The following is a 22,938-nucleotide window of genomic DNA, read 5'->3' as shown; positions in this document are numbered from 1 at the left end:
TCCGGCCCGGCGGCCGCGCGGTGGTGCTCCGGTCGACCGTTCCTCTCGTGCGCCGGGACGCCCGAACCCGCGCACCCCTCGGAAAGCCACCCGCCGGTCAGCGAACACGACTAGCCTCCAGGGATGGCCGAAATACGCACGCCCGCCGCGCCCCGCGAAGTGGGGCTCTACTGTCCCGTCGCCGACGACTGGGCCGGACTCCGCGACATCCGGCTCCGGTCGATCGCAAACTTTCCGCTGGGCTTCTTCGAATCGTTCGCCGCAGCCCTGGCGCTCACCGAAACGGACTGGCGCGCACGCGGCGCCCGGAACACCGAACCGACCAGTTTCCAGGTCGTCGCCCGCACCCCGGGCGAGCAGTGGGTCGGCACGATGGCCGCATTCGTGTCCTCCGGCGCACCGAGCTATCAGCCGGGCGAGCTGCCCGTCGGCGGCCCGGCCCGCGCCAATCTCGTGGGCGTCTGGGTCGACCCCACCTACCGCGGTCGCACCGGAGTGGCCGCGCAACTCCTGCGCGCGGTACGCACCTGGGTCATCGACGAGCAACACCTCGACCTGGTGTACCTGCACGTGCACGAGAGCAATCACCGCGCCATCCGCTTCTACGAGAAGAACGGCGCCCGGCCCACCGGCGAGTACATCGCCGACCCCCGCCGTTCCTCGGAGCGGCATGTGGAAATGGTCATGGCCGCGGCCTGCTGAAATGGACCTGCTCGTCGAATTCTGGGCCCGCGTCTCGGCCCGGAACGCCCCGCTGCCGACCCTGACCGTGTGGCTGACCGTCGCCGTGGCGATTCTGCTGGTGCTGGTGCCGCAGGCCTGGAAGCTGACCCGGCACGGCATCACCATCGTGCACGAGGGCGGCCACGGGCTCGTGGCGGCGCTCGGCGGCCGCCGGCTGCAGGGCATCCGGCTGCACTCGGACACGTCGGGCCTCACCGTCAGCCGCGGCAAACCGCGCGGGCTGGGCATGGTGTTCACCCTGCTGGCCGGCTACACGGCGCCGGCGCTGCTCGGGCTCGGGGCGGCCTGGATGCTCGGCCGCGGCCATGACGTCGGCCTGCTCTGGGCGCTGCTCGCGGCACTGGCGCTGCTGCTGGTGCAGATCCGCAACTGGTTCGGGCTGTGGTCGGTGGCCGTGACCGGCGCGCTGGTCTTCGGCGTGACCTGGTTCGGCTCCCCCGCCGTGCAGAGCATCTTCGCGCTGCTGGTCACCGCGTTCCTGCTGATCGGGGCACTGCGCACCGTGGTCGAGCTGCAGGCCACCCGGTCGCGCCGGGGCGGGCAGGCCTCGGACGCCGACCAGCTGGCCCGGCTGAGCCATCTGCCCGGCCTGTTCTGGGTGTTGGTGTTCTTCGCCGTGGCCGGCGCCTGCCTGGTAGGCGCGGCCCGGCTGCTCGCCCTGGACTAGCCACACGGTCTCTCCGGCCCGGTCCATCCGTCAGAGGGCGGCGCAGGCGCCGGCGACCGGTGGCTAGAAGACGGTCACACCGAGCAGGGTGCCCACCAGCCAGGTGACGAACAGCGCCGCAGCGCCGCCGGTGACCACGCGCACGGTGGCACGGGCGAGTCGGCTGCCGCCCAGCCGGGCGCCGAGCGCGCCCGTGAGCGCGAGTGCCACCAGCACAGCCGCAAAGGTCACGGGCACGCGGATGCCCTCCGGCGGCAGCAGAATCGCCAGCAGCGGCAGGATCGCCCCGAGGGTGAACGCGAGCGCCGAGGCTCCGGCGGCGTGCCAGGCGCTAGCAACGTCCTCTTCGACGATGTTGAGTTCGAGGGAGAGATGCGCCTTGAGCGCATCCTTCGCGGTGAGTTCGATGGCCACCTGACGCGCGGTGGCCGGCTCGAGGCCGTGTGCCTCGTACAGCCCGGCGAGCACGTCCAGTTCCCCGGCCGGGTCGTCGCGCAGCTCGCGCTTCTGCTTCTCGATCATCGCGCGCTGGCTGTCGCTCTGGCTGCTCACCGAGACGTATTCGCCCAGCGCCATCGAGATGGCGCCGCCGACGAGGCCGGCCGCGCCGGCGGCGACGATCGCCGGGGTGCTGCCGCCGGCACCGGCGACGCCGACCACGATGGCCGCGACGGAGACGATGCCGTCGTTGGCGCCGAGCACGCCGGCGCGCAGCCAGTTGAGCCGGGTGGCCAGGCTGCCGCGTGTGGACGCACCGAGCTTCTCGGCCGGTGGTGCGGCATCCAGAGTGGCGTGCGAGGGCCTGAAGAGTGAGGGCGAGAGGATGGCCATAGAGTCACCATAGGCACCTGGCGCCGGCACCGCCAGCGTGGAAAGCCTTGCCTAATCCCCCTGGTCAGGGCATGGAAAGGCTAACCTAATCCGCTAGAACGGCACCCCGCACACGAGCGCGGCGTTGGCGAAGGCCGTGGCCTCCCCGGTGCGCACGAACACCCGCGCCGACGCGGAGAGCGCCTTGAGTTCGCCGTGTCCGATGTACTCGATGTCGGTGAAGCGCCCGCTCAGCCAGTCCCCGGCCACGGTGCCCTGCGCCTCCGTCGCGGCCACGCAACGCTCGATGACGAGTTCTCCCAGCAGCGCGTCGAGCACCTGCTCGAACCGGGGCACGCCGTGCATCAGCGCGAGGTCGATCACCGGTACGCCGGCGGGTGCCGGCATCCCGCAGTCGGCGACGAGCACGATATCGCCGTGGCCCAGACGGCTGAGTGCCGCGTTCAGGTCGGCGTTCAGGATGCCGGTGCGTTTCACGGGTGTGCCTCGTTCGTCTCGGTTGATTGATCGGTGCCGACCTCGGGCAGGGCATCGCCCGCGTGCGGATAGGACGGCTGCGTGCCGCGGGACTGCACCGCGAACGCCCCGACCCGCACGGCCAGCCGGGCCGCGTCCCTGAGGGTGTCGCCGGCGGCGAGCCGGGCGCTGATGGCGCCCACGAAGGCGTCGCCCGCGCCGGAGCTGTCGACCGCAGTCACCACGGGTGAGGCCACGTCGTCCGTGCCGTCGCCGTCGGAGACGATCGCGCCGAGGGCGCCGCGGGTCAGAACGACCGACGTCACCCCCCAGTCGCGCAGCCGGGCCACTGCTTCGGCATCGGAGGCGGGCGGCGGCGAGCCGGGCGTGAGCTGCGCCAGGAGCAGCGCGGCTTCGTGTTCGTTCACGATCAGCGGGTCGGCGGCGGCGATCGTCGCGGGGTCCAGCTCGATCACGGGGGCGAGGTTGAGCACGACCCGGCCGCGGGCCAGGCGGGCGGCCGCCGCGCTGGCGGCCGCGGGGATCTCGCCCTGCAGCACCAGCACGGCCGCCGCGCCGATGAGGTCGGCGCTCCGGCCGACGACGTCGGCATCCACCGCGGCGTTGGCCCCGGGAATGACGATGATGGTGTTCTCGCCGTCGGCGGCCACGGTGATCACGGCCAGGCCGGTGGGTCCCGCCACGGCCTCCACGGCCGACAGGTCGACGTTCGCGGATTCGAGGATGGCGGTGGCCGGGTGGGCATAGGCGTCCTGGCCGATGGCGCCGACCATGCTCACCCGGGCGCCGAGTTGGGCCGCGGCGACGGCCTGGTTGGCGCCCTTGCCGCCGGGCAAGACGGTGATCGAGGTGCCGATCAGCGTCTCGCCGGGCAGCGGATGGCGCAGGACCGTGGTGACCTGGTCGGCGTTGATCGAGCCGACCACGACGACGCCGGCCAGGGTCGCCCCGGTCAGGGTGGCCCGGGCGACCGGGGTGTGGGTTGACGGAGTCACTTGGAGAAGTCGCCCACGTTCGTCTTCGTGACGGCGACGACCTCGACGGGAACGGTGGCTTCGACGTCGTCACCGGCGATGGCCTTGACGGCCAGTTCGATGGCGAGGCGACCGAGCTCGGCGGGCTGCTGGGCGACGGTGGCGTAGAGCGAGCCGTCCGAGATGGCCGTCAGGCCATCCGCGGTGCCGTCGAAGCCCACGACGGAGACCTCAGAACCTGCACGGGCGCCGAGGGCCTGGATGGCGCCGAGGGCCATCTCGTCGTTCTCGGCGAAGATGCCGGTCACGCCGGGGTTGGCCTGCAGCAGGTTGGTGGTGACGTCGAGGGCTGAGGCGCGGTCGAAGTTCGCGGTCTGCTCGGCGACGACGGTGATCTCGGGGTACGCGGCGATGCCTTCGTCGAAGCCCGCGCCGCGGTCGCGGCTGGCGGAGGTGCCCGACACACCCTGCAGGGAGATGACGGTGCCCTTCTCGCCCATCGCCGCGGCGAGCTCATCGGCCGCCTGCTTGCCGCCGGCCACGTTGTCGCTGGCCACCAGGGAGGTGAGCTTCGCGTCGTTGACCGTGCGGTCCACGGCAATGACCGGGATGTTCGCGGCGGTGAGTTCACCCACCGAGGCGCTCGCGGCATCCGAGTCGACCGGGTTGACGATGACGGCCTTGGTGCTGCCCGCGGCGGCGGTGGCCAGCTGGTTGGCCTGGGTGGCCGAGTCGTTCTGGGCGTCGACGATGTAGAGGTCGACACCGGCCTCGTCGGCGGCGGCCTGGGCGCCGTCGCGCAGTTCGACGAAGAACGGGTTGTTCAGCGTGGAGATCGCAAGCACGACCTTGGGCCCGCTGGCCTCGTCGCCGCTGCCGCGGCCGCAGGCGGTGGTGCCGGCGAGGATCAGCGCGGCCGTGGCGGTGACGGCGGCGATACGGCGAAAGGAGGATGACTTCATTGTGGTTCCTTTGTTGGGTGGGGCGGGGAGAGGGACAGAGGGAGAGAGGGGCTCAGCTGTTGCGGGTCTTGCGGCGCAGCACGTCGGCGCCCACGGCGAGGGCGATGACCAGGCCGATGACGACCTGCTGCCAGAACGACGACACGTTGAGCAGGTTGAGGCCGTTGCGGATGACAACGAGGACCAGGGCGCCGATGAAGGTGCCGGAGATCTTGCCGAGCCCGCCGGAGAGCGACGCGCCGCCGATGACGACCGCGGCGATGGCATCCAGTTCGTAGCCGGCGGCAGCCTGCGGCTGGGCGGAGTCGAGCCGGCCGGCCAGGAGCAGTCCGGCCAGGGCCGCGAAGAGGCCGGCGAGGGCGAACACGGTGACGATGATGCGCTTGACCGGCAGTCCGGAGAGCCGGGCGGCCTCGGCGTTGCCGCCGACGGCGTACATGGAGCGGCCGAGCACGGTGCGGTTGAGGATGAACGAGGCGACCACGGCGGCCAGGACCAGGATCACGATGGGCATCGGCACCGGGCCGATGTTGCCGCCGAGGAACGACACCTCGGGGGCGGTCTTGATCGGCCGGCCATCCGAGATCACCAGGGTGAGGCCGCGGGCCACGCTGAGCATCGCGAGGGTGGCGATGAAGGAGGGCAGCTTGCCGTAGGCGTTGGCGGCGCCGTTGATGACGCCGGCCGCCAGGCCCACGACCAGGCCGCCGATCAGGGCCATCCAGCCGGGCAGGCCGGCGCTGACGAAGAACCAGCCGGAGGCCATGGCCGAGAGCGCGGCGACGGCGCCGACGGAGAGGTCGATGCCCCCGGCGACGATGACGAAGGTCATGCCGAAGGCGAGCACGGCGACCGTCGACACCTGGATGCCGATGTTGAGCAGGTTCTGCCCGGTGAGGAAGTCCGGGGTGGCGATGACCAGCGCGATGCAGAGCACCACCAGGCCGACCAGGGCGCCGTTATTGGCCAGGAAGGTCTTGTAGTCGAAGGATCGTCGGGTGGGCGTCTCGGTGGACGGGGTGGTGGTCGTCGTTGACATGAGTTCTTGTTCCTTCTGGTTCAGCGCTGCGCTGCGACATCGCGGGCGGCGAGGGTCATGACTGTGTCTTGGGTGGCATCCGCTGCGCTCAGTTCGCCGGCCAGGCGGCCGTCGCGCATGACGAGGATGCGGTCGCTCATGCCCAGGATCTCGGGCAGCTCGCTGGAGACCATCACGATGGCTCCGCCGGCGGCGGTGATCGAGTTCATCAGCTCGTAGATCTCGACCTTGGCGCCCACGTCGACGCCGCGGGTCGGTTCGTCCAGCAGCAGCACTGTCGACGCGGCGATGATCCACCGGCCGAACACCGCCTTCTGCTGGTTGCCGCCGGACAGCGACCGGATCGGCTGGTCGATGGTGTGCATCCGGATGCGGAGCTTCGCAGCGACGGCCTCGGCGCGGGTGCGCTGGCCGGTGAAGTCGGCCAGGCCGAGCTTGGCGCTGGAGGCCAGGGTGGCATAACCGAGGTTGTCGTTGACCGAGGCGTCCAGCACCAGGCCCTGGCCCTTGCGGTCCTCGGGAACGTGGCCGATGCCAGCCCGGATCGCCGCCTGGATGTCGCCCTTGGGTAGCTTCGTGCCGCGCACGGCGACGGAGCCGGTGTCGTACTTGTCGGCGCCGGCGATGGCGCGGATCAGTTCGGTGCGGCCCGCCCCGACGAGCCCGGCGATGCCGAGCACCTCGCCGGCGCGCACGGTGAAGCTGATGTCGTCGAACCGGCCGGCGCTGGTGAGGTTCGACACGGCGAGCACCTCGGTGACCGCGGGGGTCTCGTCGGCGCGGCGCGGGAACTGGTCCTCGATGCTGCGGCCGACCATCAGCTTGACGAGTTCGTCTTCGGGGGTGGAGGCGGGAACCTCGGCGATGAAGTGGCCGTCGCGGATGACGGTGACGGTGTCGCCGACCTCGGCGATCTCGTCGAGGTGGTGGCTGATGAAGAGCATGCCCACGCCGCGTCGGCGGAGGTCCGCCATCACGGCGAACAGGGCCTGGGTTTCGTGCCGGGTGAGCGCGGCGGTGGGTTCGTCCAGGATCAGCACCCGGGCGTTGATGCTCAGGGCCTTGGCGATTTCGACCAGCTGCTGGCGGGCGATGCCGAGCCGGCCGACCGGGGTGTCCACGTCGATCTCGAGACCGATCAGCGCCAGGGCGGCGCGGGCCTGCCGGCGGAGTTCCTTGCGGTCGACCATGCCGAACTTGGTGGGCATCCGGCCGAGCATCACGTTCTCGGCCACGCTCATGGTGGCGACGAGGTTGAGTTCCTGGTGGATGGTGGCGATGCCGTGTTCTTCGGCGGCCTTGGTGGTGGGCAGGGTGGTGACGGTGCCGTCGACGAGAATCTGGCCGCCGTCGGGCTGGTAGACGCCGGCGACCATCTTGATCAGGGTGGACTTGCCGGCGCCGTTCTCGCCGAGCAGCACCTGCACCTGGCCGGGGTAGACACTCACGGTGACATCCTGGATGACGGTGACCTGACCAAAGGTCTTGGTTACGTTCCGCAGGGTGATCAGGGGGTTCACGGTCATTGCTGGCTCCTTTGCCGAGGCTGCGTCGTGGGTTCGGTGCGGGTGATCGGGGTGGCCGAGGAGGCTCGCACGATTAGTTCGCTCGGCAGCACCACGGACTGGGGCGTCTGTCCGTTGATCACCTGCAGGAGCAGGTCGATGGCGATCCGGCCCATGTCTTCGACGCTGTGCGCGATCACGCTGAGGGCCGGGTTGAGCAGGGCGAACCACTCGATGTCGTCGAAGGCGACGAGGGCGATGTCGGTGCCGATGCGCATCCCGAGTTTGTGCAGAATGCTGATGGCGCCGACGGCCATCAGGCTGTCGGCGGCGAGCAGGGCGGTGGGCGGGCTGGCCAGCTGCATCAGGGCGTGCACGCCGGCCGAGCCGCTGGCGGCCTGGTAGTCGCCGAAGTAGACCAGCTCGGGGTCCTGGCTGAGACCGGCCTCGGCGACGGCGCGGGTGAAGGCGGCGTACCGGTCCCGGCCGGTGGAGGTGGCCTGCGGGCCGGAGATGTATCCGATGCGGGTGTGGCCCAGCTCGGCGAGGTGCTGCACCGCCTGGCGGATGCCGGATTCGCTGTCGGTGGTGACGCTGGGTAGGTCGAGGCCCGGAACCGTGCGGTCCACGAGCACCGTGGGAATCTTGCGTTCGATCAGGGCGCGCAGCCGGCCGCCGTCGTCGCCGACCGGGGCGACGATCACGCCGTCGACCCGGCGGGAGATGAGCGTGTCGAGGTAGCGGTCCTGCTGGTCGCCCTGCTCGTTGGCGTTGCCGAGCAGGGTGACGTAGCCCGCCGAGAGGGCGGCCTGCTCCGCGGCGTGCGCGAGGTCGGCGAAGAACGGGTTGCGCACATCCGGCACCAACAGGCCGAGGGAGGTGGACCGGGTGGACCGCAGTGCCTGCGCCTGGGCGTTGGGCTGGTAGTCCAGCTCGGCGGCCGCGGCGGCGACCCGTTCGCGGGTGTCGGCCGAGGTGGCCGGGTTGCCGGACAGCACGCGGGAGGCGGTGCCCACCGACACGCCGGCGAGGGCGGCGACGTCCTTGATCGTTACGGCTTCCACAGCCACTCCCTTGTGTGTGCGCGATCCTCGTGGAATCGTTTCCATGGAATCGTTTCCATCGTACGTCGGGCAGCGCCAGGATGTCAACCGGCCCGGCTCATCGGGCTACGTCATCTGCCGAGTTGCCCACCTGTGGACGAGTTGCTCCGCTCTACCGGGGCATCTCGTCCCCAACGGGGCAACTCGGCGTCGGGGAAGGGGTCAGCGGCGCCCGACGAAGGTGTCCATCGACCTGTACACGCCGAACACCCGGCCGGCCACGGCGTCCCAGGCGGCCAACGGCAGCACCCCGCGCAGCTTCTTGGAGAGCCCGACGGTCCACGGCATCAGCAGCTGCGGCGAGCCGGCGAGCATCGCCCGCCAGACCCGGTTGACCACGTACTCCGGGGTCATCACGGGTGTGAACAGGGGCCCGCGGGCACCGTCGAACATGCCGGTGGAGATGTAGCTGGGCGCGATGGTGCTCACCCGCACGTTGTCGAAGCCCTGTTGGGCGAGCTCCAGGCGCAACGAATCGCTCCAGGTGATCACGGCGGCCTTCGAAGCCGCGTACACGCTCATCCGCGGGTTGGAGAGCATCCCTGCGGCCGAGGCGATGTTGACGATCCGGAATTCGCGGAACGGGTTGCGCATCATCGCGGGCAGGAACTCCCGGGTGATGTACATCGGCGCCAGGGCGTTCACCTGCATGGTGGCGCGGGTGTCGTCGCCGTTGTCGTGCTCCCAGAAGAACGACCCCCGCACGATACCGGCGTTGTTGATCACGATGTCGGGGTTGCCCACTTCGGTGCGCACCCGCTGGGCGGTCTGCGCGATGGCGCCGAGATCGGCGATGTCCACGACGTAGGGCGCGATCTGGGTGACCCCGGTCGCCCGTTCGGTGAGGACGGCGGCGGTGGCCGACAGCGCGGCGGCGTCGCGGTCCCAGAGGATCACGGACCTGGCGCCCTCGGCGACGGCCCGCTCGGCGTAGAGGCGGCCCATGCCCATGGCGGCGCCGGTGATCAGAACGCGGGCTCCGGAAACGGTTCGAGTCATGGATCAATCATCCCCTTCTTGGCTGTCGCGCACACACACGGGGCGCGCACGCGAGCGGATGCGCACCGCCGGCCCAAATGCGCCGCACCAATTACGCAGACCCAATTGCTACGTTGCGTTTCACGGCGGCGTGCGCGCATCCGCCTGGCTGGGTAGCGTCGAGGCACGCTCACCCCCGATCCGATTGGCTGCCCATGTCTGCCAGCACCGCCACGACCACCTCCGCCCGCCTCGCCGCGGCCGCCGGCGGCGCGCCGGGCCGCGCTCGGGCCGCAACCGGAACCGACGCCGCGTTCGCCGTGGAGTTCGCCAGACTGGGCCGCACCTTCGCCGCGACCGCGCCGGCCAGCGCCCGGCCGGTGCTGCGGGACGTGTCGCTCACCGTGCACCCCGGCGAGGTGCTCGCGATCCTCGGCACCAGCGGCTGCGGCAAGTCCACGCTCTTGCGTATCGCCGGCGGGCTGGACTCCCCCAGCGCCGGCTCGGTGCAGATCGACGACTCCCCCGTCACCGAGTTCGACACCCGCTGCGCCGTGGGTTTCCAAGAGCCCCGACTGCTGCCCTGGCGCACGGTGGCCGCCAATGTGGCGCTCGGCCTGCCGCGCGGCACCACCCGCCACGCCGGCCGTGCCTGCGTCGCCGAGCTGCTCGAACTGGTGGGCCTGACGGCCTTCGCCGGGCACCGGCCCGCCGCGATCTCCGGCGGCATGGCCCAGCGCGCCTCGCTGGCCAGGGCACTGGCCCGCAATCCCGGCGTGCTCCTGCTCGACGAACCGTTCGGCGCCCTGGATGCCCTCACCCGGCTCAAGATGCAGGACCTGCTGCTCGACGTGCACGCGGCCGCCCCCACCACGGTGCTGCTCGTCACCCACGACGTCGACGAGGCGCTGCAACTGGCCGACCGCATCATCCTGCTCGGTCAGGAGCAGGTCGCACCGGATGCCGCTGCCCCCGGCGCCACCATCGTGCAGGAACTCACCGTGCCCGGCAACCGCCCCCGCGACCGCGGCTCGGCAGAACTCGCCGAGCTGCGCGGGCGCCTGCTCGCGGGCCTGGGCATCGACCGGCACGGCGACGCCCGCGGCGTGGCCTCGAGCACCGGCATCCCGCACTTCCCGTACTGAGAGTTCCGCCCGTCCCGACCCGGCCCGCCGGTTCCCCAACGTTCCCCTGCACCACATCCACAGCACGGATGCCCGTCCCGTACCCAACGAGAGACCAGCCATGAAGAATCGCTTCACCGCCACCGCCCTGATCGCGTCAGCCGCGGCCGCCGCCCTCCTGCTCACCGGCTGCGTCGCCGGCGAGAACCAGCCTGCCGCCGAGCCGGCCTCCAGCGCCGACGCCGCCGGCATCGTCACCCAGGGCGGCACCCTCAACATCGACTTCGCCACCTACAACCCGCTCAGCCTCGTGATCAAGGAGAAGGGCTGGCTCGAAGAAGCCCTCGCTGACCAGGACATCACCGTCAACTGGGTGCAGTCCGCCGGCTCGAACAAGGCCAACGAGGCCCTCCGCGCCAACGCCATCGACGTGGGATCAACGGCCGGTTCCGCCGCGTTGCTGGCCCGCTCGAACGGTTCGCCCATCCAGGTGATCGACATTTACTCGCAGCCCGAGTGGGCCGCCCTCGTCGTTCCGGCCGGCTCCGACATCGGCTCGGTCGACGACCTCAAGGGCAAGCAGATCGCTGCCACCCAGGGCACCGACCCCTACTTCTTCCTGCTGCAGTCCCTCGAAGAGGCCGGCCTCAGCCTGGACGACGTCACCGTGCAGAACCTGCAGCACGCCGACGGGTGGGCCGCCCTGCAGAACGGCTCCGTCGACGCCTGGGCCGGACTCGACCCGATCATGGCCGGCGCCGAAGCCGCCGGAGCCGAGCTCGCCTACCGCAACGTCGACTTCAACAGCTACGGCTTCCTCAACGCCACCGAGTCCTTCATCACCGAGAAGCCGGATGTGGCCCAGACCGTCGTCGACGTCTACGAGCACGCCCGCGCCTGGGCCCTCGAGAACGAAGAGGAGACCGCCCAGATCCTCGCCGATGTGGCCGGCCTCGACCTCGCGGTCGCCACCAAGGTCATCACCGAGCGCTCCAACCTCGGTGTCGACAACGTTCCCGGCGCCGCACAGGTGAAGGTGCTCACCACCATCGGCCCGATCTTCGTCGAGACCGGCGACGTGCTCGACCAGGGCAAGGTCGACGACGCTCTCGACACGATCGTCAACGACACCTTCGCCACGAGGGCCGACCCGACGATCGTCGAGTAGCCGCGCGGATGCCGGGGCGGCCGCACACCGGCCGCCCCGGCATCCGTTTCATCACATTCACCCAGCACGGAAGGCCCCCGATGACCGAGACCCTCGCCCCGAGCACGGCACCTGCCGTGCGCCGGCCGCTGACCTCGCGGCGCGGCGTGCGCATCCTCGGCGGGCTGCTGCTGCCGGTGCTGATCCTCATCGCGTGGCAGCTCAGCAGCGTCCTCGGCCTGGTCAGCGTGTCCCAGCTGCCGTCACCGGCCATGGTCTGGATCGCCACCGTCGACCTGTTCGACCGCGGCGAACTCACCCTGTACGTGGCGATCTCCACCCAGCGGGTGCTCATCGGCTTCGTCGCCGGCGCCGTGCTCGGCCTCATCGCGGGTGCGCTGGTGGGGCTCTCCCGCGCCGCCGACGTGCTCTTCGCCCCCACCCTCGGCGCCATCCGCGCCGTGCCGTCGTTGGCCTGGGTTCCCCTGTTGATCATCTGGCTCAAGTACGGCGAGGAATCCAAGATCGTCCTCGTCGCCATCGGCGCCTTCTTCCCCGTCTACACGACCGTGGCCCTGGCGCTAAGGCACGTGGACCGCCACCTCGTCGAAGCCGGCCGCGCCTTCGGGCTGCGAGGCGTGAAACTCTTCACCGCCGTGCAGTTGCCCGCCGTGGTCCCCTCGGTCATCTCAGGGCTGCGCCTCGCGCTCGCGCAGGCCTGGCTGTTCCTGGTGGCCGCGGAGTTGCTCGGCGCCTCGATGGGGCTGGGCTATCTGCTCTCGATCTCGGGCACCAACGGCCGGATCGACCGCATCCTGGTCGCCATCATCCTGCTCGCCCTGCTCGGCAAACTCACCGACGCCATCCTGGGCGTGTTCGAGAAGTACGCCATCACGAAGTGGGCCTGACCCGGCCACTGGCACGGGGGCTCACAGTTACGTCGTGGCGCAGGTTACGCCGCGTTGCGTCACCCTGTGCGACGGATGCCCGCCCTGCGTAGCGTCGAAGGTGCCCGCTAGTTCCGCCCCCAGAACCGACCGCCGGAGTGTGCCCATGCCGAACCCCGACACCAGTACCGGTGCCAGCATCGGCGCCCGCATCGACACCGGCACCACGCATACCCCGGCCAGCCGCGCCGCCACCGCCGACTGGACCGACACCAGCGCCACGATCCGCAACCTCTCCACAGAGCACCGCCGCTACCCGGCCCCGACCGCCTTCGCCGCCCAGGCCAACGTCGACGCCTCCTGGTACGAGAAGGCCGCGGCCGACCCGGTCGCCTTCTGGACCGAGCAGGCCAACCGGCTCGACTGGGCCGAACCCTGGCACACCGACCACAGCTGGCAGCCCACCGAACCGGATGCCGACGGCGTGCTGAGCGTGCCGCGCGCGGAGTGGTTCGCCGGCGGCACGCTCAACGTAGCCGTGAACTGCGTCGACCGGCACGTGGCCGCCGGCCGCGGCGACAAGGTCGCGTTCCACTTCGAGGGCGAACCCGGCGACCGGCGCACCCTCACCTACGCCGACCTCGAGAAGGAGGTCGCCCGCGCCGCGAACGCGCTCACCGACCTCGGCATCGAGAAGGGCGACCGGGTCGTCATCTACCTGCCGGTGATCCCCGAGACCGTCATCATCACCCTCGCCGTCGCCCGCATCGGCGCCATCCACTCGCTCGTGTTCGGCGGCTTCTCCGCCGAGGCGCTGCGCTTCCGGGTGGAGGACACCGGCGCGAAGCTGCTCGTGACCACCGACGGCCAGTTCCGCCGCGGCAAGGCCGTGCCGGTGAAGGAGGCCGCCGACGAGGCCGTGGCGGGTGTGGACTCGATCGAGCACGTTCTCGTGGTGCGCCGCACGGGCGACCTGACCCCGGGCATCCCCTGGACGACCGGGCGCGACGTGTGGTGGCACGACACCGTCGGCACGGCATCCGACACCCACGAGCCGGAGTTCTTCGACGCCGAGACGCCGCTGTTCATCATCTACACCTCGGGCACCACCGGCAAGCCCAAGGGCCTCGTGCACACGAGCGGCGGCTACCTCACCCACGCGTCCTGGAGCCACTGGGCCGTCTTCGACGCCAAGGACGACGACGTGCACTGGTGCACCGCCGACCTCGCGTGGGTCACCGCGCACAGCTACGTGCACTACGGCCCGCTCTCCAACGGCACCACCTCGGTGATCTACGAGGGAACCCCGAACACCCCTCACGCGGCCCGGCACTTCGAGATCATCGAACGCTACGGTGTGACCACGTATTACACGGCGCCCACGCTCATCCGCACGTTCATGACCTGGTTCCCGGATGGCCTGCCGGCAGAGCACGACCTGTCCAGCATCCGCCTGCTCGGCTCGGTCGGTGAGGCGATCAACCCCGAGGCCTGGGTGTGGTTCCGGGAGAACATCGGCGCAGGGCGCGCTCCGATTGTGGACACCTGGTGGCAGTCCGAGACGGGCGCGGCCGTGATGGCGCCGCTGCCCGGGGTGAGCACCCTCAAGCCCGGCTCGGCTCTGCGCGCCCTGCCCGGGCTGACCACCCTGGTGGTGGATGACGCGGGCCAGCCGGTTCCGCACGGCACCGGCGGTTACCTGGTGCTGGCCGGCACCTGGCCCGGCATGGCCCGCACGGTGTGGGGCAATCCCGAGCGTTACCGCGACTCCTACTGGGCCCGGTTCAGTGAGCAGGGTTACTTCTTCTCGGGCGACGGCGCCAAGTACGACGACGATGGCGACATCTGGCTGCTCGGCCGGGTCGACGACGTGATCAACGTCTCCGGGCACCGGCTGTCCACCATCGAGATCGAGTCGGCGTTGGTCTCGCACCCGGCCGTGGGCGAATCCGGCGTGGTCGGCGTCGCCGACGCCACGACCGGCGAAGGCATCGCCGCGTTCGTGATCCCCGCGGTGGCACCGGCCACGGATGACCCGACCGCCTGGTTGGCGCTGGCCGCCGAGCTGGCCCCGCACCTGCGCGCGCACATCACCCACGAGATCGGCGCGGTGGCCAAACCCCGTGACGTGTTCCTGGTGCCCGACCTGCCCAAGACCCGCTCGGGCAAGATCATGCGCCGGCTGCTCGGAGACATCGTGGACGACCGCCCCCTCGGCGACGTCACCTCGTTGCAGGACGACACGGTGCCCGGCCGCATCCAGGCCATCGTCAAGGCCGCCCGCGCCTAGACCACCACGTTCGCGGCGAGCCAGGCGAGCAGGGCCCTCGGGTCACACCTCTCGGGTGCGATACATCCTCACCGCCGTGACAATCGCGACGCCGATGCCTGCAACGCCGACGGCAGCGCTGACGCTCGCGAGAGTCACGACCGGCACACCGGCCAACGCATCCTGCACAGCGCTGAGCCCACCCGTCTCCTGCAGAAGCCAACCGGCGCCGGCGATCACGAATACAGGCGCGTAGGCGATCAATCGGCCTCGCGAATACCCGATCCGGAAGAAGACCGGGAGCTGCAAGGCCATCGAGAGGCCGACGAATGCCAGGGCAGCGGCGTGGGCGATCAGCAGAAGTCCGATCGAGAGATCGCTCCCGCGCACAAGGGCGACCGCGACCGTCACGGCCGTCGCCAGCAGGGAGGCGGCAGCGTAATACGTCAACACGGCCAGGGCGCGGCCGATCACGACGGTGCGCCGGGAGATCGGCAGCACTCCATACAACGTGTCCAGGCGCCCACGCTCGTCCCCGAGGAACGGCGCCGACACCATCAGCGAGGTGACCGTGGCGGCGGCGGCGATGGCCATCCCCGGCACCGGGAGGAGCACCCCGACCGCGGCCACGAAGGCGAGCGTCAGGAGCGTCTGTGTCCGGGGGAACCAGGACGAGAGGTCCAAGCGGGTGAATGCGGCGATCATGCGGCGACCTCCTTCTGCTCGACGGCAAGATGAACGACAACATCGTCGATCGTCGCGGCATCCACGACCACATCCGCGCCGAACTCTGAAGAGTCCACCATTCGGATCAGCGCGGACCACTGCGCTCCAGAACGCTGTAGTCCGAGTACTGACGCGGTCGGGACGGCGCCGGAGCCCCGTGCCATCGCAAACTCCTCAGTGATGTCGGGCAGTGCGCCGTGATACTCGATGCGGCCGCCGACGATCACGATGAGTTCATCGGCGAGGGCATCCAGATCCGTCGTGATGTGCGTGGAGAACAGCACGGCGTGCTCGGGGTCGACCATGAACTCCCGGATGAGATCCCCGATCTCGCGCCGACTGGCCGGGTCGAGACCGCTCGACGGTTCGTCGAGGATCAGCAGCTCCGGAGTCTGGGCCAGCGCCATTGCGAGCGAGAGCTTCACCCCCTGTCCCCGTGAGAGCTGCTTCACCCGCTGCCCGCGGGGAACGGAGAGTCGCTCGAGCAGCTGCCCGAAGCGCCTCTCGTCCCACTCGGGATAGAACGGGGCGAGATGCCGGCCGAGCGATCCCACACGCCACTCCGGCGCAGCCGTGGGCTCGTCCAGCACGATCCCGATCCGGGCCAGGGCCTCGGGGGCACCGGCAGGATGCCCGAGGACCTCGATGTCACCGGAGTCCGGGGTGATGAGACCGAGCAACGTGCGGATGACCGTGGTCTTGCCCGCGCCATTGGGGCCGACAAAACCCACGACGGACCCGCGGGAGAGGTTCAGGGAGATCCCGTCGATCTCGAATGCGGGCCGTCGGACGTTCAAATCGGCGATCTTCACCACGTGCTCAGTCATCTTTACTCCAAGTCTCATCAAGAAGGGTGTGCATGTCAGTCAGGCTCAGTCGGGCATGCCGGGCGGCACCGCGAAGCTCGCGGAGCACCTCATCGACCCGCGTCTGCAGCGCCGCGGCTGCGACATCCGGCTCGACCTCCAGAACAACGAAGCCGCGTCCGTGCTCGCTGTGCACGAGTCCCTCGGCGGCAAGATCGTTGTAGGCGCGGGTGATGGTGATCACGCTCACCCGCAGGTCGGCGGCGAGCTGCCGCAGCGAGGGCAAAGTCTGCCCGGGCTGCACATCACCCGACAGGATCGCTGATCGGACCTGCACCTTGATCTGTTCGTAAATGGGTGTGGTCGAACTTGTCGACACCACTAGTCGCATATCACCCCAACTGTTTATGTGATTAGCAACAGTACATCAGTTGGGGCCGGCTGGCTAGGGGCGGCCTGCGACGGCCAGCACGCGGCGGATGGTGTCGGGGTGCGAGAGGATGCGAAAGTGGCCGCCGGTGTCGATCCGCACGTTCTCGGCGCCGGGCAGGATGCTGCCCCCGGGGATATGCGGATCGAACCGGCCGAACAGCGACACGACGCGCCCGTTCACGCGCTCATCGCCCGACAGGGCCAGCAGTGCCGGATGCTTCACCCTGAAATCGCGAAGGCTCGGGGTGACCATGTATCGGGCGTAGCGCGAACCGGAGAATGGGGTGCTGACGGCCACCATCCGCTCGACGCGGTGGTCGGGGTCGAGCTGAGACATCAGATATTTGCCGATCAGACCGCCCTTGCTGTGCGCGACGATCACCAGGCCGTGCAGGTGGCGACCACGCAGGTACTCGGCCACGATCTCGGCCGACGGCACAACCGGCCGACGGTTGGTGTTCAACGGTGTCACCATGTGCACCGGATGCCCCGCCTCGTGCAGCGCCTCGATGAGCGGCCGCATGAAGTGCCAGCTTTCGTAGATCCCCGGGATGATCAGCACCGGCGCCAGATCGCCAGAGGTGTACCTCTCGGGTGATGTGCGCGAGACGGCGCCACGCAGCTGAGCGCTCACCGCGTACCTGTAGTCCAGCAGCCAGGAGCCGGCCTTCCACAGGCCCTCCCGCAGCCGACCCCGGTCCGCGCTTCCCGGCAAGCCGGTCACGTCGCGGCCGCTCCGGTCGCAGCGTGCTCGCCGATCGGGGCCGGCGGCGTGTGCACGTGCGCGCGGATGGCAGCCGCCGTGGCGGTGGCGGCGCTGAACTGCACGAGGTGCCGGCCGGGCAGCTCGAGCAGCCGGCCCCGCGGCGCCTGGGCTGCGAGGTGCACACCCCAGTCGTGCCGAGACACCGGGTCGTCCTTCCCCCGGATCACCAGGGTGGGTGCCAGGACCTCGCGCAGCCGCAGGTCGGTGCGGTAGGCCAGCATCGGACGCAGGGTCGCCAGGTACCAGCGCGGGCCACAGCGCAGGTAGTCGGCGAGCACGATCCGGGAACCGTCGAGGGGTTCCTTCAGGGTGTCCCTGCCCAGGTCCAGGCCCTGGCGCAGCACCGAGCTGCGGGTCGGGTCGGTGACCGCGCCGATCAAGACCAGGTGCGCCACCAGAGTCGGATGCCGCACAGCGGTCTCGGTCACGAACTGCGCGCCCATCGAATGCCCGACGAGCACCACGGGGCCCGGGCTCAGCATCGGCAGCAGTTCCCCGAGGTACTCGGCGTACTGCTCGATCGTCACACCGTCGCGCGGCTTCGGCGAGCGCCCGAAGCCGGGCAGGTCCACGGAGTGCACCTCGCCCGCCTGCGCCAGTTCGCCGTGCAGCCGGGTGAGATAGCGGTGCGACATCCCGATGCCGTGCACCAGCACGAACACCGGCCCGTCCGCGCCCTCGGGGCCGGCCGTGGAGAGCACGTTGACGGTTGCGCCGGTCACCGGCAGGTTCAGCTCACGCACGCGGTCCCCTCAGCTCGACCGGGTATATGGCGGTGAGGGAATACGAGGTTGGGGTGGGAGGGTCACGCCTTCGGAACCCGCACGCGCAGACCGCCGGCATCCACCCGGGCCTTGAACGCCGTTGCGGTGCCGAAGCCGTCGCCGTCGAGCTCGATCTCCTCCGGGTGGTTGAGCTTCACGACCACCTCGGTGCCCTTCACGTAGTTGAGGGCGTCGACCTCCTTGGACATCATCCGGCGGCCGATCGGGGTGCGGCGCAGCACCCCGTTCTCCCAGAGCACCTTCACCAGGATCTGCACCCAGCTGAGGAACCCCTCCGGGCGTAGCATCACGATCTCGAACTGGCCGTCGTCGATCACGGCTTCGGGCAGCAGCAGCACGTTCGCGGTGAGCAGGCCGGTGTTGCCCACGATCATGGTGTGTGCGCGCACCGACTTGGTGCTGCCGCCGTCGAGGCTGTAGCGCATCCGCAGCTGGTTCTTGTCACGCAGGGCCGTGAGGATCGCGCCCACATAGGCGAGCCAGCCGATCTTGGCCTTGAGTTCGTCGTTGGTGCTCGCGAGCATCTTGGCGTCCAGGCCCAGCCCGGCCATCACCAGGAACGCGTGTTTGCTCACGCTGTTGTCTTCGTGCCGGATGTCGATCCGGGCGATGTCGATCGAACGGTCGACCCCGGTGAACGCGGTGTGGATCGAGTGCTCGAGGTTGTCGAGGGCGAGGTTGAGGTTGCGGGCGAGCAGGTTTCCGGTGCCGGACGGCAGCAGGGCCAGCGCCGCGCTGCTGCCGTGCACGACCTCTGCCACGGCACGAACGGTGCCGTCGCCGCCGGCGGCGATCACGACGGTGGCGCCGGCATCGATGGCCCGCTGGGCGGCACCCTGGCCCGGGTCCTCCTTCGAGGTCTCGAACCACAGCGTCTCGCCCCAGCCGGCCTGGGCCTGTTCTGCGGCCACGACGCGCTTGATCGCGTCGAGGTCCACCTTGATCGGGTTGTAGACCACGGCGGCGACGCCGGTGTCGGCGTCGGTGTTGCTCGTGGTGGCGTCGACGTCTGTCGGTGACGACATGCGCGGTCTCCTCAGGCAGGTGAGCGGATGATCACGCTCTGGTCGGTCCCGCTGCGGCCGGCAGCGTACGGGTGCACCTACGCTACACGGCCCATCCACCCGGCAGCGAGGGACACAGGCACACTCTGTTCGCAGCCACCCGCACCGTGGATTGGTCAGGCGCACGCGCGGCCCGACCTGGCGGCGCCTCTTCAGGCGGATTGACAGCGAACGGGGCGGATTCCTGCGCGGCAGCCGCCCAAAGCCTGAGACGATATTCAGGTGACCTCTGCCATCCCGACCCCCTCGCCGACTCCGACCCGGTCCTTCCGGGCATCCAGGCTGGCCTGGCCGGCCTTCGCCATTGCCCTGGTCGTGATCCTCATCGACCAGGCCAGCAAGTGGTGGGCGGAGGCGGCGCTCGGCGACGGGCAGACCATTCCCGTGATCGGCGACGTGATCCGGTTCGTGCTCGTGTACAACCCGGGGGCCGCGTTCTCGATCGGCTCCGACTTCACCTGGGTGTTCGCGGTGGTCGCCGCCGCCGCCGTGGTGTGGATCACCATGCTCACCTGGCGGGTCGAGTCCCGCGGCTGGATGGTGGCCCTCGGCCTGCTGCTCGGCGGCGCCACCACGCACCTCGGCGACCGGCTCTTCCGCGATCCCGGCTTCGCCCGCGGCCACGTGGTGGACTTCATCGGCTACGGCAACCTGTTCATCGGCAACGTCGCCGACATCGCCATCTTCGCCGGGGCCATCATGCTCGCGATCCTCACCGTGATGGGCGTGCACCTGCGCCGCCCCGAGGCCGGCCCGTCGGCCGAGCCGGCTCCACCCGAAACCGGCCCCGCCGCCGAGGAACCCGCACCGGAGCATCCCGACACCAGGGCCTGAACCGACCAGACGTCCACCGCCACCCCTAGGCTGGGCAGCATGCGATTCGGACTCTTCATTCCCCAGGGCTGGCGTCACGACCTCGTCGGCATCGACCCGGCCCAGCAGTGGGCCACCATGAGCGGCCTGGCCGCGCACGCGGATGCCGGCGCCTGGGAATCGATCTGGGTGTACGACCACTTCCACACCGTGCCGGTGCCCAGCGAGCAGGCCACCCACGAAGCGTGGACCCTGATGAGCGCCTTCGCGGCGACCACCAGCCGGGTGCGGCTCGGCCAGATGTGCACCTGCATGAGCTACCGCAATCCGGCCTACCTGGCCAAGGTCGCGTCCACGATCGACATCGTCTCCGGCGGCCGCGTCGAGATGGGCATCGGCGCCGGCTGGTACGAGCACGAGTGGCGGGCATACGGCTACGGCTTCCCGCGCGCCGGCGAGCGTCTCGCCCGCCTCGACGAGGGCGTGCAGATCATGCAGCAGGCCTGGACCACCGGAACCGCCACCCTGGACGGCGAGCACTACCAGGTGGACGGCGCGATCGTGCGGCCGCTGCCGCTGCAGGAGGGCGGCATCCCGATCTGGATCGCCGGCGGCGGCGAGAAGGTCACGCTGCGGATCGCCGCCCAGTACGCGAACTACACCAACTTCGACGGCTCCCCTGAGGGCTTCACCCACAAGAGTGACCTGCTGCGCGAGCATTGCGCCACGGTCGGCACCGACTTCGACGCCATCGTGCGCTCGGCCAACTACAACACGGTGATCGGCCGGGACGAGGCCGAGGTCGCCGAGCGGCTGGACGCGATCCAGGCCCGGGTCACCCCGCACCTCGGCGTGGACGGCGCGGCCGACTTCATGGCCGAGTACCGCAGCGGCCAGGCGCAGGGCGTCGGCACACCCGAGCAGATCGTGGAGCGCCTGAACGGCATGAAGAACCGCGGCCTCGGCTACGCGATCCACTACTTCCCCGAGGCGGCCTACGACCGGTCCGGCCTGGAGTTGTTCGAACGTGAGGTCATGCCGGCGCTCCTGTAGTCCCCACCCCAACTGTTCCCCCGTGCGGAACCAGTGGCGGCGGCGGATGCGATAATCGAACAGGTCGCGAGAGCCTTCTGCCCCGCAGAGCCGACCGAGAATCCCGGCGCACGAACCCGGGCGGATACGACACCTAGCGGCACAGATCGGACGCCATGTCCACCACGAACACCCGCGGCAGCACGGCGACGGCCGACATCCGCTGGCAGACCGGCAAGACCGAGCACACCGCCCGCTGGCACTCGGAGGGCGGCTGGCCGGCGCCGCGCCGCGTGGTCGTTGTGGACGACACCCTCACCGCGGATGCGGCGTACCGGATGGCCAAGTCCGGTACCGGCATGCTCTGGCAGGGCGACTTCCAGAACGCCCGGCAGTTGCTCACCGCGATGGCCCGCCGGGTGGACCGGCACCGGCGCACTCCTACCGATACGCTCAAGGCCGCGTTCGAGCTGCATCGCACCGAGGCCCTGCGCCGCGCCCGGCTGCTCGGGCTGCTGCTCGTGCCGCTCGACGCCGAGCACGGCCTGAACCTGCGCCGGGCGCCCGACGTGCGGCAGGCCTGCGACGAGGCCTATGGCCCCGGCACCGGGCCGTCGGTGCTCGCCCTGCGCGAGCTGCTCGGTGTGATCGGCGCGCACGAGTGGCGCACCAGGGGCGTGCCCGTGCCGGCGCTCGGCGCGAGCATCCACCCGCACTACGGCGTGTTCTCGCCGGTACGCGGCGAGTACCTCGACCTCGTGGCGACCGCCCCGCTCGCCGCGCGCGGCGTGGCCTTCGACATCGGCACCGGCACCGGTGTGATCGCCGCGCTCCTGGCCCATCGCGGCATCGAGCGGGTGGTGGCCACCGACATGGAGCCCCGCGCCCTGGCCTGCGCGAGGGAGAACCTCGAGCGGCTGGGCTTCGCCGGCCAGGTCGACGTCGTGGAGGCCGACCTGTTCCCGGCGGGACGCGCGGACCTCGTGGTGTGCAACCCGCCCTGGTTGCCGGCCTCGGCCGCCACCAGCACCGACGCCGCCGTCTACGACCCGGACAGCCGCATGCTGCGTGGCTTCCTGGCCGGGCTCGCCGAGCACCTCACCGACAACGGCGAGGGCTGGCTGATCCTCTCCGACCTGGCCGAGCTGCTCGGGTTGCGCTCCCGCGGCGCACTGCTCGACCTGATCGACGAGGCAGGCCTGGCCGTGGTCGCACGCCTGGACATCCGCCCCACCCATCGCAAGGTGGCCGACGCCTCCGACCCGCTGCACGCGGCGCGCGCCGCTGAGGTCACCTCGCTCTGGCGGTTGCGCCGGTCCTAGCGCCGCACACTCAGGCCTCGGGCTTGCCCGCCGTGCGCCAGCGGGCCCACGGCCACACGCCGTCCATCTCCACCTCGAGCGAGAAGCTCAGCAGCACCCGGATGATCACGATCGCGCCGAGCACCAACACGCTCTCCACCGTGGGTTCCACCACGATGGTGCGGATGATGTCGGCCACGATCAGCACCTCAAGGCCCAGCAGGATGGCCCGGCCGAGCTCCCGCCGCATGGCCTGGTAGGCCGTGGGCCGGGTGTCGGCCTTGAGCATCCGCGGGACGCCGGCCAGCAGGGCCGCCAGCCCGCCGAACACCATGATGGCCGCACCGACCACCTCGACCACCCGTACGGCCGCTTCGACCACTGCCTCGAACGTCATCCGCGCCCCCTCTCTGGCGCGAAGATACTCCCCCACCCGCTCTCCAGCTCGCGAACTGTGACTTAAGCCCCGAAAACCCGCGAGTTTTGGGGCTTTTCTCACAGTTCGC

At 70.3% G+C, this 22,938-nt stretch carries 24 protein-coding genes; 9 read left to right on the top strand and 15 right to left on the bottom strand.

Translation table 11 applies throughout. The features are described from left to right. The first annotated feature begins 123 nt into the window (after positions 1 to 123). Together E3T61_RS01955 and E3T61_RS01950 are read left to right on the top strand one after the other, a co-directional pair. Entirely contained in the window at positions 124 to 702 is a 579-nt protein-coding gene (locus tag E3T61_RS01955; protein WP_134639250.1) for a GNAT family N-acetyltransferase, read from the top strand. 1 nt (position 703) lies between these two features. Continuing rightward, positions 704 to 1,411, top strand: a complete 708-nt coding sequence (locus tag E3T61_RS01950) for a M50 family metallopeptidase (protein ID WP_134639249.1) — start codon at positions 704 to 706, stop codon at positions 1,409 to 1,411. Positions 1,412 to 1,474: 63 nt separating this feature from the next. Here E3T61_RS01950 and E3T61_RS01945 read toward each other — a convergent pair whose 3' ends face one another. From E3T61_RS01945 to E3T61_RS01910, 8 genes are all read right to left on the bottom strand, one after another. Then, entirely contained in the window at positions 1,475 to 2,242 is a 768-nt protein-coding gene (locus E3T61_RS01945; RefSeq protein WP_134639248.1) for a VIT1/CCC1 transporter family protein, read from the bottom strand. A 93-nt stretch (positions 2,243 to 2,335) separates the two neighbouring features. After that, positions 2,336 to 2,719 (bottom strand): D-ribose pyranase, encoded by a 384-nt coding sequence (gene rbsD, locus E3T61_RS01940; RefSeq protein WP_134639247.1) that lies wholly within the window; start codon positions 2,717 to 2,719, stop codon positions 2,336 to 2,338. Further along, a complete protein-coding gene (locus E3T61_RS01935; protein WP_241992345.1) occupies positions 2,716 to 3,714 on the bottom strand; it encodes a ribokinase in 999 nt (332 codons plus the stop codon). The genes rbsD and E3T61_RS01935 overlap by 4 nt, the downstream gene beginning before the upstream one ends. Beyond that, a complete protein-coding gene (locus E3T61_RS01930) occupies positions 3,711 to 4,655 on the bottom strand; it encodes a substrate-binding domain-containing protein (protein WP_134639246.1) in 945 nt (314 codons plus the stop codon). The genes E3T61_RS01935 and E3T61_RS01930 overlap by 4 nt, the downstream gene beginning before the upstream one ends. A gap of 52 nt (positions 4,656 to 4,707) precedes the next feature. Beyond that, positions 4,708 to 5,694, bottom strand: coding sequence for an ABC transporter permease (locus E3T61_RS01925; protein WP_134639245.1), 987 nt, complete (start codon positions 5,692 to 5,694; stop codon positions 4,708 to 4,710). A 20-nt stretch (positions 5,695 to 5,714) separates the two neighbouring features. Next, on the bottom strand, positions 5,715 to 7,220 hold the full coding sequence (locus E3T61_RS01920) for a sugar ABC transporter ATP-binding protein (RefSeq protein ID WP_134639244.1): 1,506 nt from the start codon (positions 7,218 to 7,220) through the stop codon (positions 5,715 to 5,717). Continuing rightward, positions 7,217 to 8,263 (bottom strand): LacI family DNA-binding transcriptional regulator, encoded by a 1,047-nt coding sequence (locus E3T61_RS01915; RefSeq protein ID WP_198418627.1) that lies wholly within the window; start codon positions 8,261 to 8,263, stop codon positions 7,217 to 7,219. The genes E3T61_RS01920 and E3T61_RS01915 overlap by 4 nt, the downstream gene beginning before the upstream one ends. Before the next feature lie 201 nt (positions 8,264 to 8,464). Next, the gene (locus E3T61_RS01910; protein ID WP_134639242.1) at positions 8,465 to 9,301 is read right to left on the bottom strand and encodes an SDR family NAD(P)-dependent oxidoreductase; all 837 of its coding nucleotides are present in this window, start codon (positions 9,299 to 9,301) and stop codon (positions 8,465 to 8,467) included. Between the two features lie 194 nt (positions 9,302 to 9,495). Between E3T61_RS01910 and E3T61_RS01905 the strand changes: the two genes are divergently transcribed. The 4 genes from E3T61_RS01905 to acs all read left to right on the top strand — a co-directional run bounded on the left by E3T61_RS01905 (position 9,496) and on the right by acs (position 14,728). Beyond that, complete coding sequence (locus tag E3T61_RS01905) at positions 9,496 to 10,425, top strand: ABC transporter ATP-binding protein (RefSeq protein WP_134639241.1); 930 nt, start codon at positions 9,496 to 9,498, stop codon at positions 10,423 to 10,425. Positions 10,426 to 10,525: 100 nt separating this feature from the next. After that, the gene (locus tag E3T61_RS01900) at positions 10,526 to 11,572 is read left to right on the top strand and encodes an aliphatic sulfonate ABC transporter substrate-binding protein (RefSeq protein WP_134639240.1); all 1,047 of its coding nucleotides are present in this window, start codon (positions 10,526 to 10,528) and stop codon (positions 11,570 to 11,572) included. A gap of 80 nt (positions 11,573 to 11,652) precedes the next feature. After that, entirely contained in the window at positions 11,653 to 12,459 is an 807-nt protein-coding gene (locus E3T61_RS01895; RefSeq protein WP_134639239.1) for an ABC transporter permease, read from the top strand. Between the two features lie 145 nt (positions 12,460 to 12,604). Continuing rightward, positions 12,605 to 14,728 (top strand): acetate--CoA ligase, encoded by a 2,124-nt coding sequence (acs, locus tag E3T61_RS01890; RefSeq protein WP_134639238.1) that lies wholly within the window; start codon positions 12,605 to 12,607, stop codon positions 14,726 to 14,728. 42 nt (positions 14,729 to 14,770) lie between these two features. Here the strand turns inward: acs and E3T61_RS01885 are convergent, their stop codons facing one another. From E3T61_RS01885 to E3T61_RS01860, 6 genes are all read right to left on the bottom strand, one after another. Beyond that, the gene (locus E3T61_RS01885) at positions 14,771 to 15,412 is read right to left on the bottom strand and encodes an ABC-2 transporter permease (protein WP_134639237.1); all 642 of its coding nucleotides are present in this window, start codon (positions 15,410 to 15,412) and stop codon (positions 14,771 to 14,773) included. After that, positions 15,409 to 16,260 (bottom strand): ABC transporter ATP-binding protein, encoded by an 852-nt coding sequence (locus tag E3T61_RS01880; RefSeq protein WP_166793116.1) that lies wholly within the window; start codon positions 16,258 to 16,260, stop codon positions 15,409 to 15,411. Before E3T61_RS01880 ends, E3T61_RS01885 begins: the two co-directional genes overlap by 4 nt. Further along, on the bottom strand, positions 16,253 to 16,630 hold the full coding sequence (locus tag E3T61_RS22130; RefSeq protein WP_194114240.1) for a GntR family transcriptional regulator: 378 nt from the start codon (positions 16,628 to 16,630) through the stop codon (positions 16,253 to 16,255). Before E3T61_RS22130 ends, E3T61_RS01880 begins: the two co-directional genes overlap by 8 nt. Positions 16,631 to 16,684: 54 nt before the next feature. Further along, entirely contained in the window at positions 16,685 to 17,395 is a 711-nt protein-coding gene (locus E3T61_RS01870; protein ID WP_241992344.1) for an esterase/lipase family protein, read from the bottom strand. Continuing rightward, positions 17,392 to 18,180: an alpha/beta fold hydrolase gene (locus E3T61_RS01865; RefSeq protein ID WP_134639235.1), complete on the bottom strand. Its 789-nt coding sequence runs from the start codon at positions 18,178 to 18,180 to the stop codon at positions 17,392 to 17,394. The genes E3T61_RS01870 and E3T61_RS01865 overlap by 4 nt, the downstream gene beginning before the upstream one ends. Positions 18,181 to 18,242: 62 nt before the next feature. Continuing rightward, positions 18,243 to 19,247 (bottom strand): diacylglycerol/lipid kinase family protein, encoded by a 1,005-nt coding sequence (locus E3T61_RS01860; RefSeq protein ID WP_134639234.1) that lies wholly within the window; start codon positions 19,245 to 19,247, stop codon positions 18,243 to 18,245. Between the two features lie 261 nt (positions 19,248 to 19,508). Between E3T61_RS01860 and E3T61_RS01855 the strand changes: the two genes are divergently transcribed. The 3 genes from E3T61_RS01855 to E3T61_RS01845 all read left to right on the top strand — a co-directional run bounded on the left by E3T61_RS01855 (position 19,509) and on the right by E3T61_RS01845 (position 22,453). Then, positions 19,509 to 20,120 carry a signal peptidase II gene (locus E3T61_RS01855; RefSeq protein WP_241992343.1) on the top strand — a complete coding sequence of 204 codons (612 nt, stop codon included), beginning with the start codon at positions 19,509 to 19,511 and terminating at the stop codon, positions 20,118 to 20,120. Between the two features lie 39 nt (positions 20,121 to 20,159). Then, positions 20,160 to 21,152: an LLM class F420-dependent oxidoreductase gene (locus E3T61_RS01850; protein WP_134639233.1), complete on the top strand. Its 993-nt coding sequence runs from the start codon at positions 20,160 to 20,162 to the stop codon at positions 21,150 to 21,152. A 155-nt stretch (positions 21,153 to 21,307) separates the two neighbouring features. Next, positions 21,308 to 22,453 carry a methyltransferase gene (locus E3T61_RS01845; protein ID WP_134639232.1) on the top strand — a complete coding sequence of 382 codons (1,146 nt, stop codon included), beginning with the start codon at positions 21,308 to 21,310 and terminating at the stop codon, positions 22,451 to 22,453. 10 nt (positions 22,454 to 22,463) lie between these two features. Here the strand turns inward: E3T61_RS01845 and E3T61_RS01840 are convergent, their stop codons facing one another. Beyond that, positions 22,464 to 22,829 (bottom strand): DUF1622 domain-containing protein, encoded by a 366-nt coding sequence (locus tag E3T61_RS01840; protein ID WP_134639231.1) that lies wholly within the window; start codon positions 22,827 to 22,829, stop codon positions 22,464 to 22,466. Positions 22,830 to 22,938: the final 109 nt, after the last annotated feature.

This window comes from Cryobacterium lactosi (assembly GCF_004403945.1).
Taxonomy (GTDB): domain Bacteria; phylum Actinomycetota; class Actinomycetes; order Actinomycetales; family Microbacteriaceae; genus Cryobacterium; species Cryobacterium lactosi.
The sequence above is the reverse complement of the archived record's forward strand: the minus strand, read 5'-3'. Positions and strand labels throughout refer to the sequence as shown.

Bases quoted from the DNA above. Each gene is read 5' to 3' on its own strand.
- E3T61_RS01955 (WP_134639250.1), top strand. From the start codon at position 124: ATGGCCGAAATACGCACGCCCGCCGCGCCCCGCGAAGTGGGGCTCTAC.
- E3T61_RS01950 (WP_134639249.1), top strand. From the start codon at position 704: ATGGACCTGCTCGTCGAATTCTGGGCCCGCGTCTCGGCCCGGAACGCC.
- E3T61_RS01945 (WP_134639248.1), bottom strand. From the start codon at position 2,242: ATGGCCATCCTCTCGCCCTCACTCTTCAGGCCCTCGCACGCCACTCTG.
- E3T61_RS01930 (WP_134639246.1), bottom strand. From the start codon at position 4,655: ATGAAGTCATCCTCCTTTCGCCGTATCGCCGCCGTCACCGCCACGGCC.
- E3T61_RS01925 (WP_134639245.1), bottom strand. From the start codon at position 5,694: ATGTCAACGACGACCACCACCCCGTCCACCGAGACGCCCACCCGACGA.
- E3T61_RS01920 (WP_134639244.1), bottom strand. From the start codon at position 7,220: ATGACCGTGAACCCCCTGATCACCCTGCGGAACGTAACCAAGACCTTT.
- E3T61_RS01910 (WP_134639242.1), bottom strand. From the start codon at position 9,301: ATGACTCGAACCGTTTCCGGAGCCCGCGTTCTGATCACCGGCGCCGCC.
- E3T61_RS01905 (WP_134639241.1), top strand. From the start codon at position 9,496: ATGTCTGCCAGCACCGCCACGACCACCTCCGCCCGCCTCGCCGCGGCC.
- E3T61_RS01900 (WP_134639240.1), top strand. From the start codon at position 10,526: ATGAAGAATCGCTTCACCGCCACCGCCCTGATCGCGTCAGCCGCGGCC.
- E3T61_RS01895 (WP_134639239.1), top strand. From the start codon at position 11,653: ATGACCGAGACCCTCGCCCCGAGCACGGCACCTGCCGTGCGCCGGCCG.
- acs (WP_134639238.1), top strand. From the start codon at position 12,605: ATGCCGAACCCCGACACCAGTACCGGTGCCAGCATCGGCGCCCGCATC.
- E3T61_RS01885 (WP_134639237.1), bottom strand. From the start codon at position 15,412: ATGATCGCCGCATTCACCCGCTTGGACCTCTCGTCCTGGTTCCCCCGG.
- E3T61_RS01880 (WP_166793116.1), bottom strand. From the start codon at position 16,260: ATGACTGAGCACGTGGTGAAGATCGCCGATTTGAACGTCCGACGGCCC.
- E3T61_RS22130 (WP_194114240.1), bottom strand. From the start codon at position 16,630: ATGCGACTAGTGGTGTCGACAAGTTCGACCACACCCATTTACGAACAG.
- E3T61_RS01860 (WP_134639234.1), bottom strand. From the start codon at position 19,247: ATGTCGTCACCGACAGACGTCGACGCCACCACGAGCAACACCGACGCC.
- E3T61_RS01850 (WP_134639233.1), top strand. From the start codon at position 20,160: ATGCGATTCGGACTCTTCATTCCCCAGGGCTGGCGTCACGACCTCGTC.
- E3T61_RS01845 (WP_134639232.1), top strand. From the start codon at position 21,308: ATGTCCACCACGAACACCCGCGGCAGCACGGCGACGGCCGACATCCGC.
- E3T61_RS01840 (WP_134639231.1), bottom strand. From the start codon at position 22,829: ATGACGTTCGAGGCAGTGGTCGAAGCGGCCGTACGGGTGGTCGAGGTG.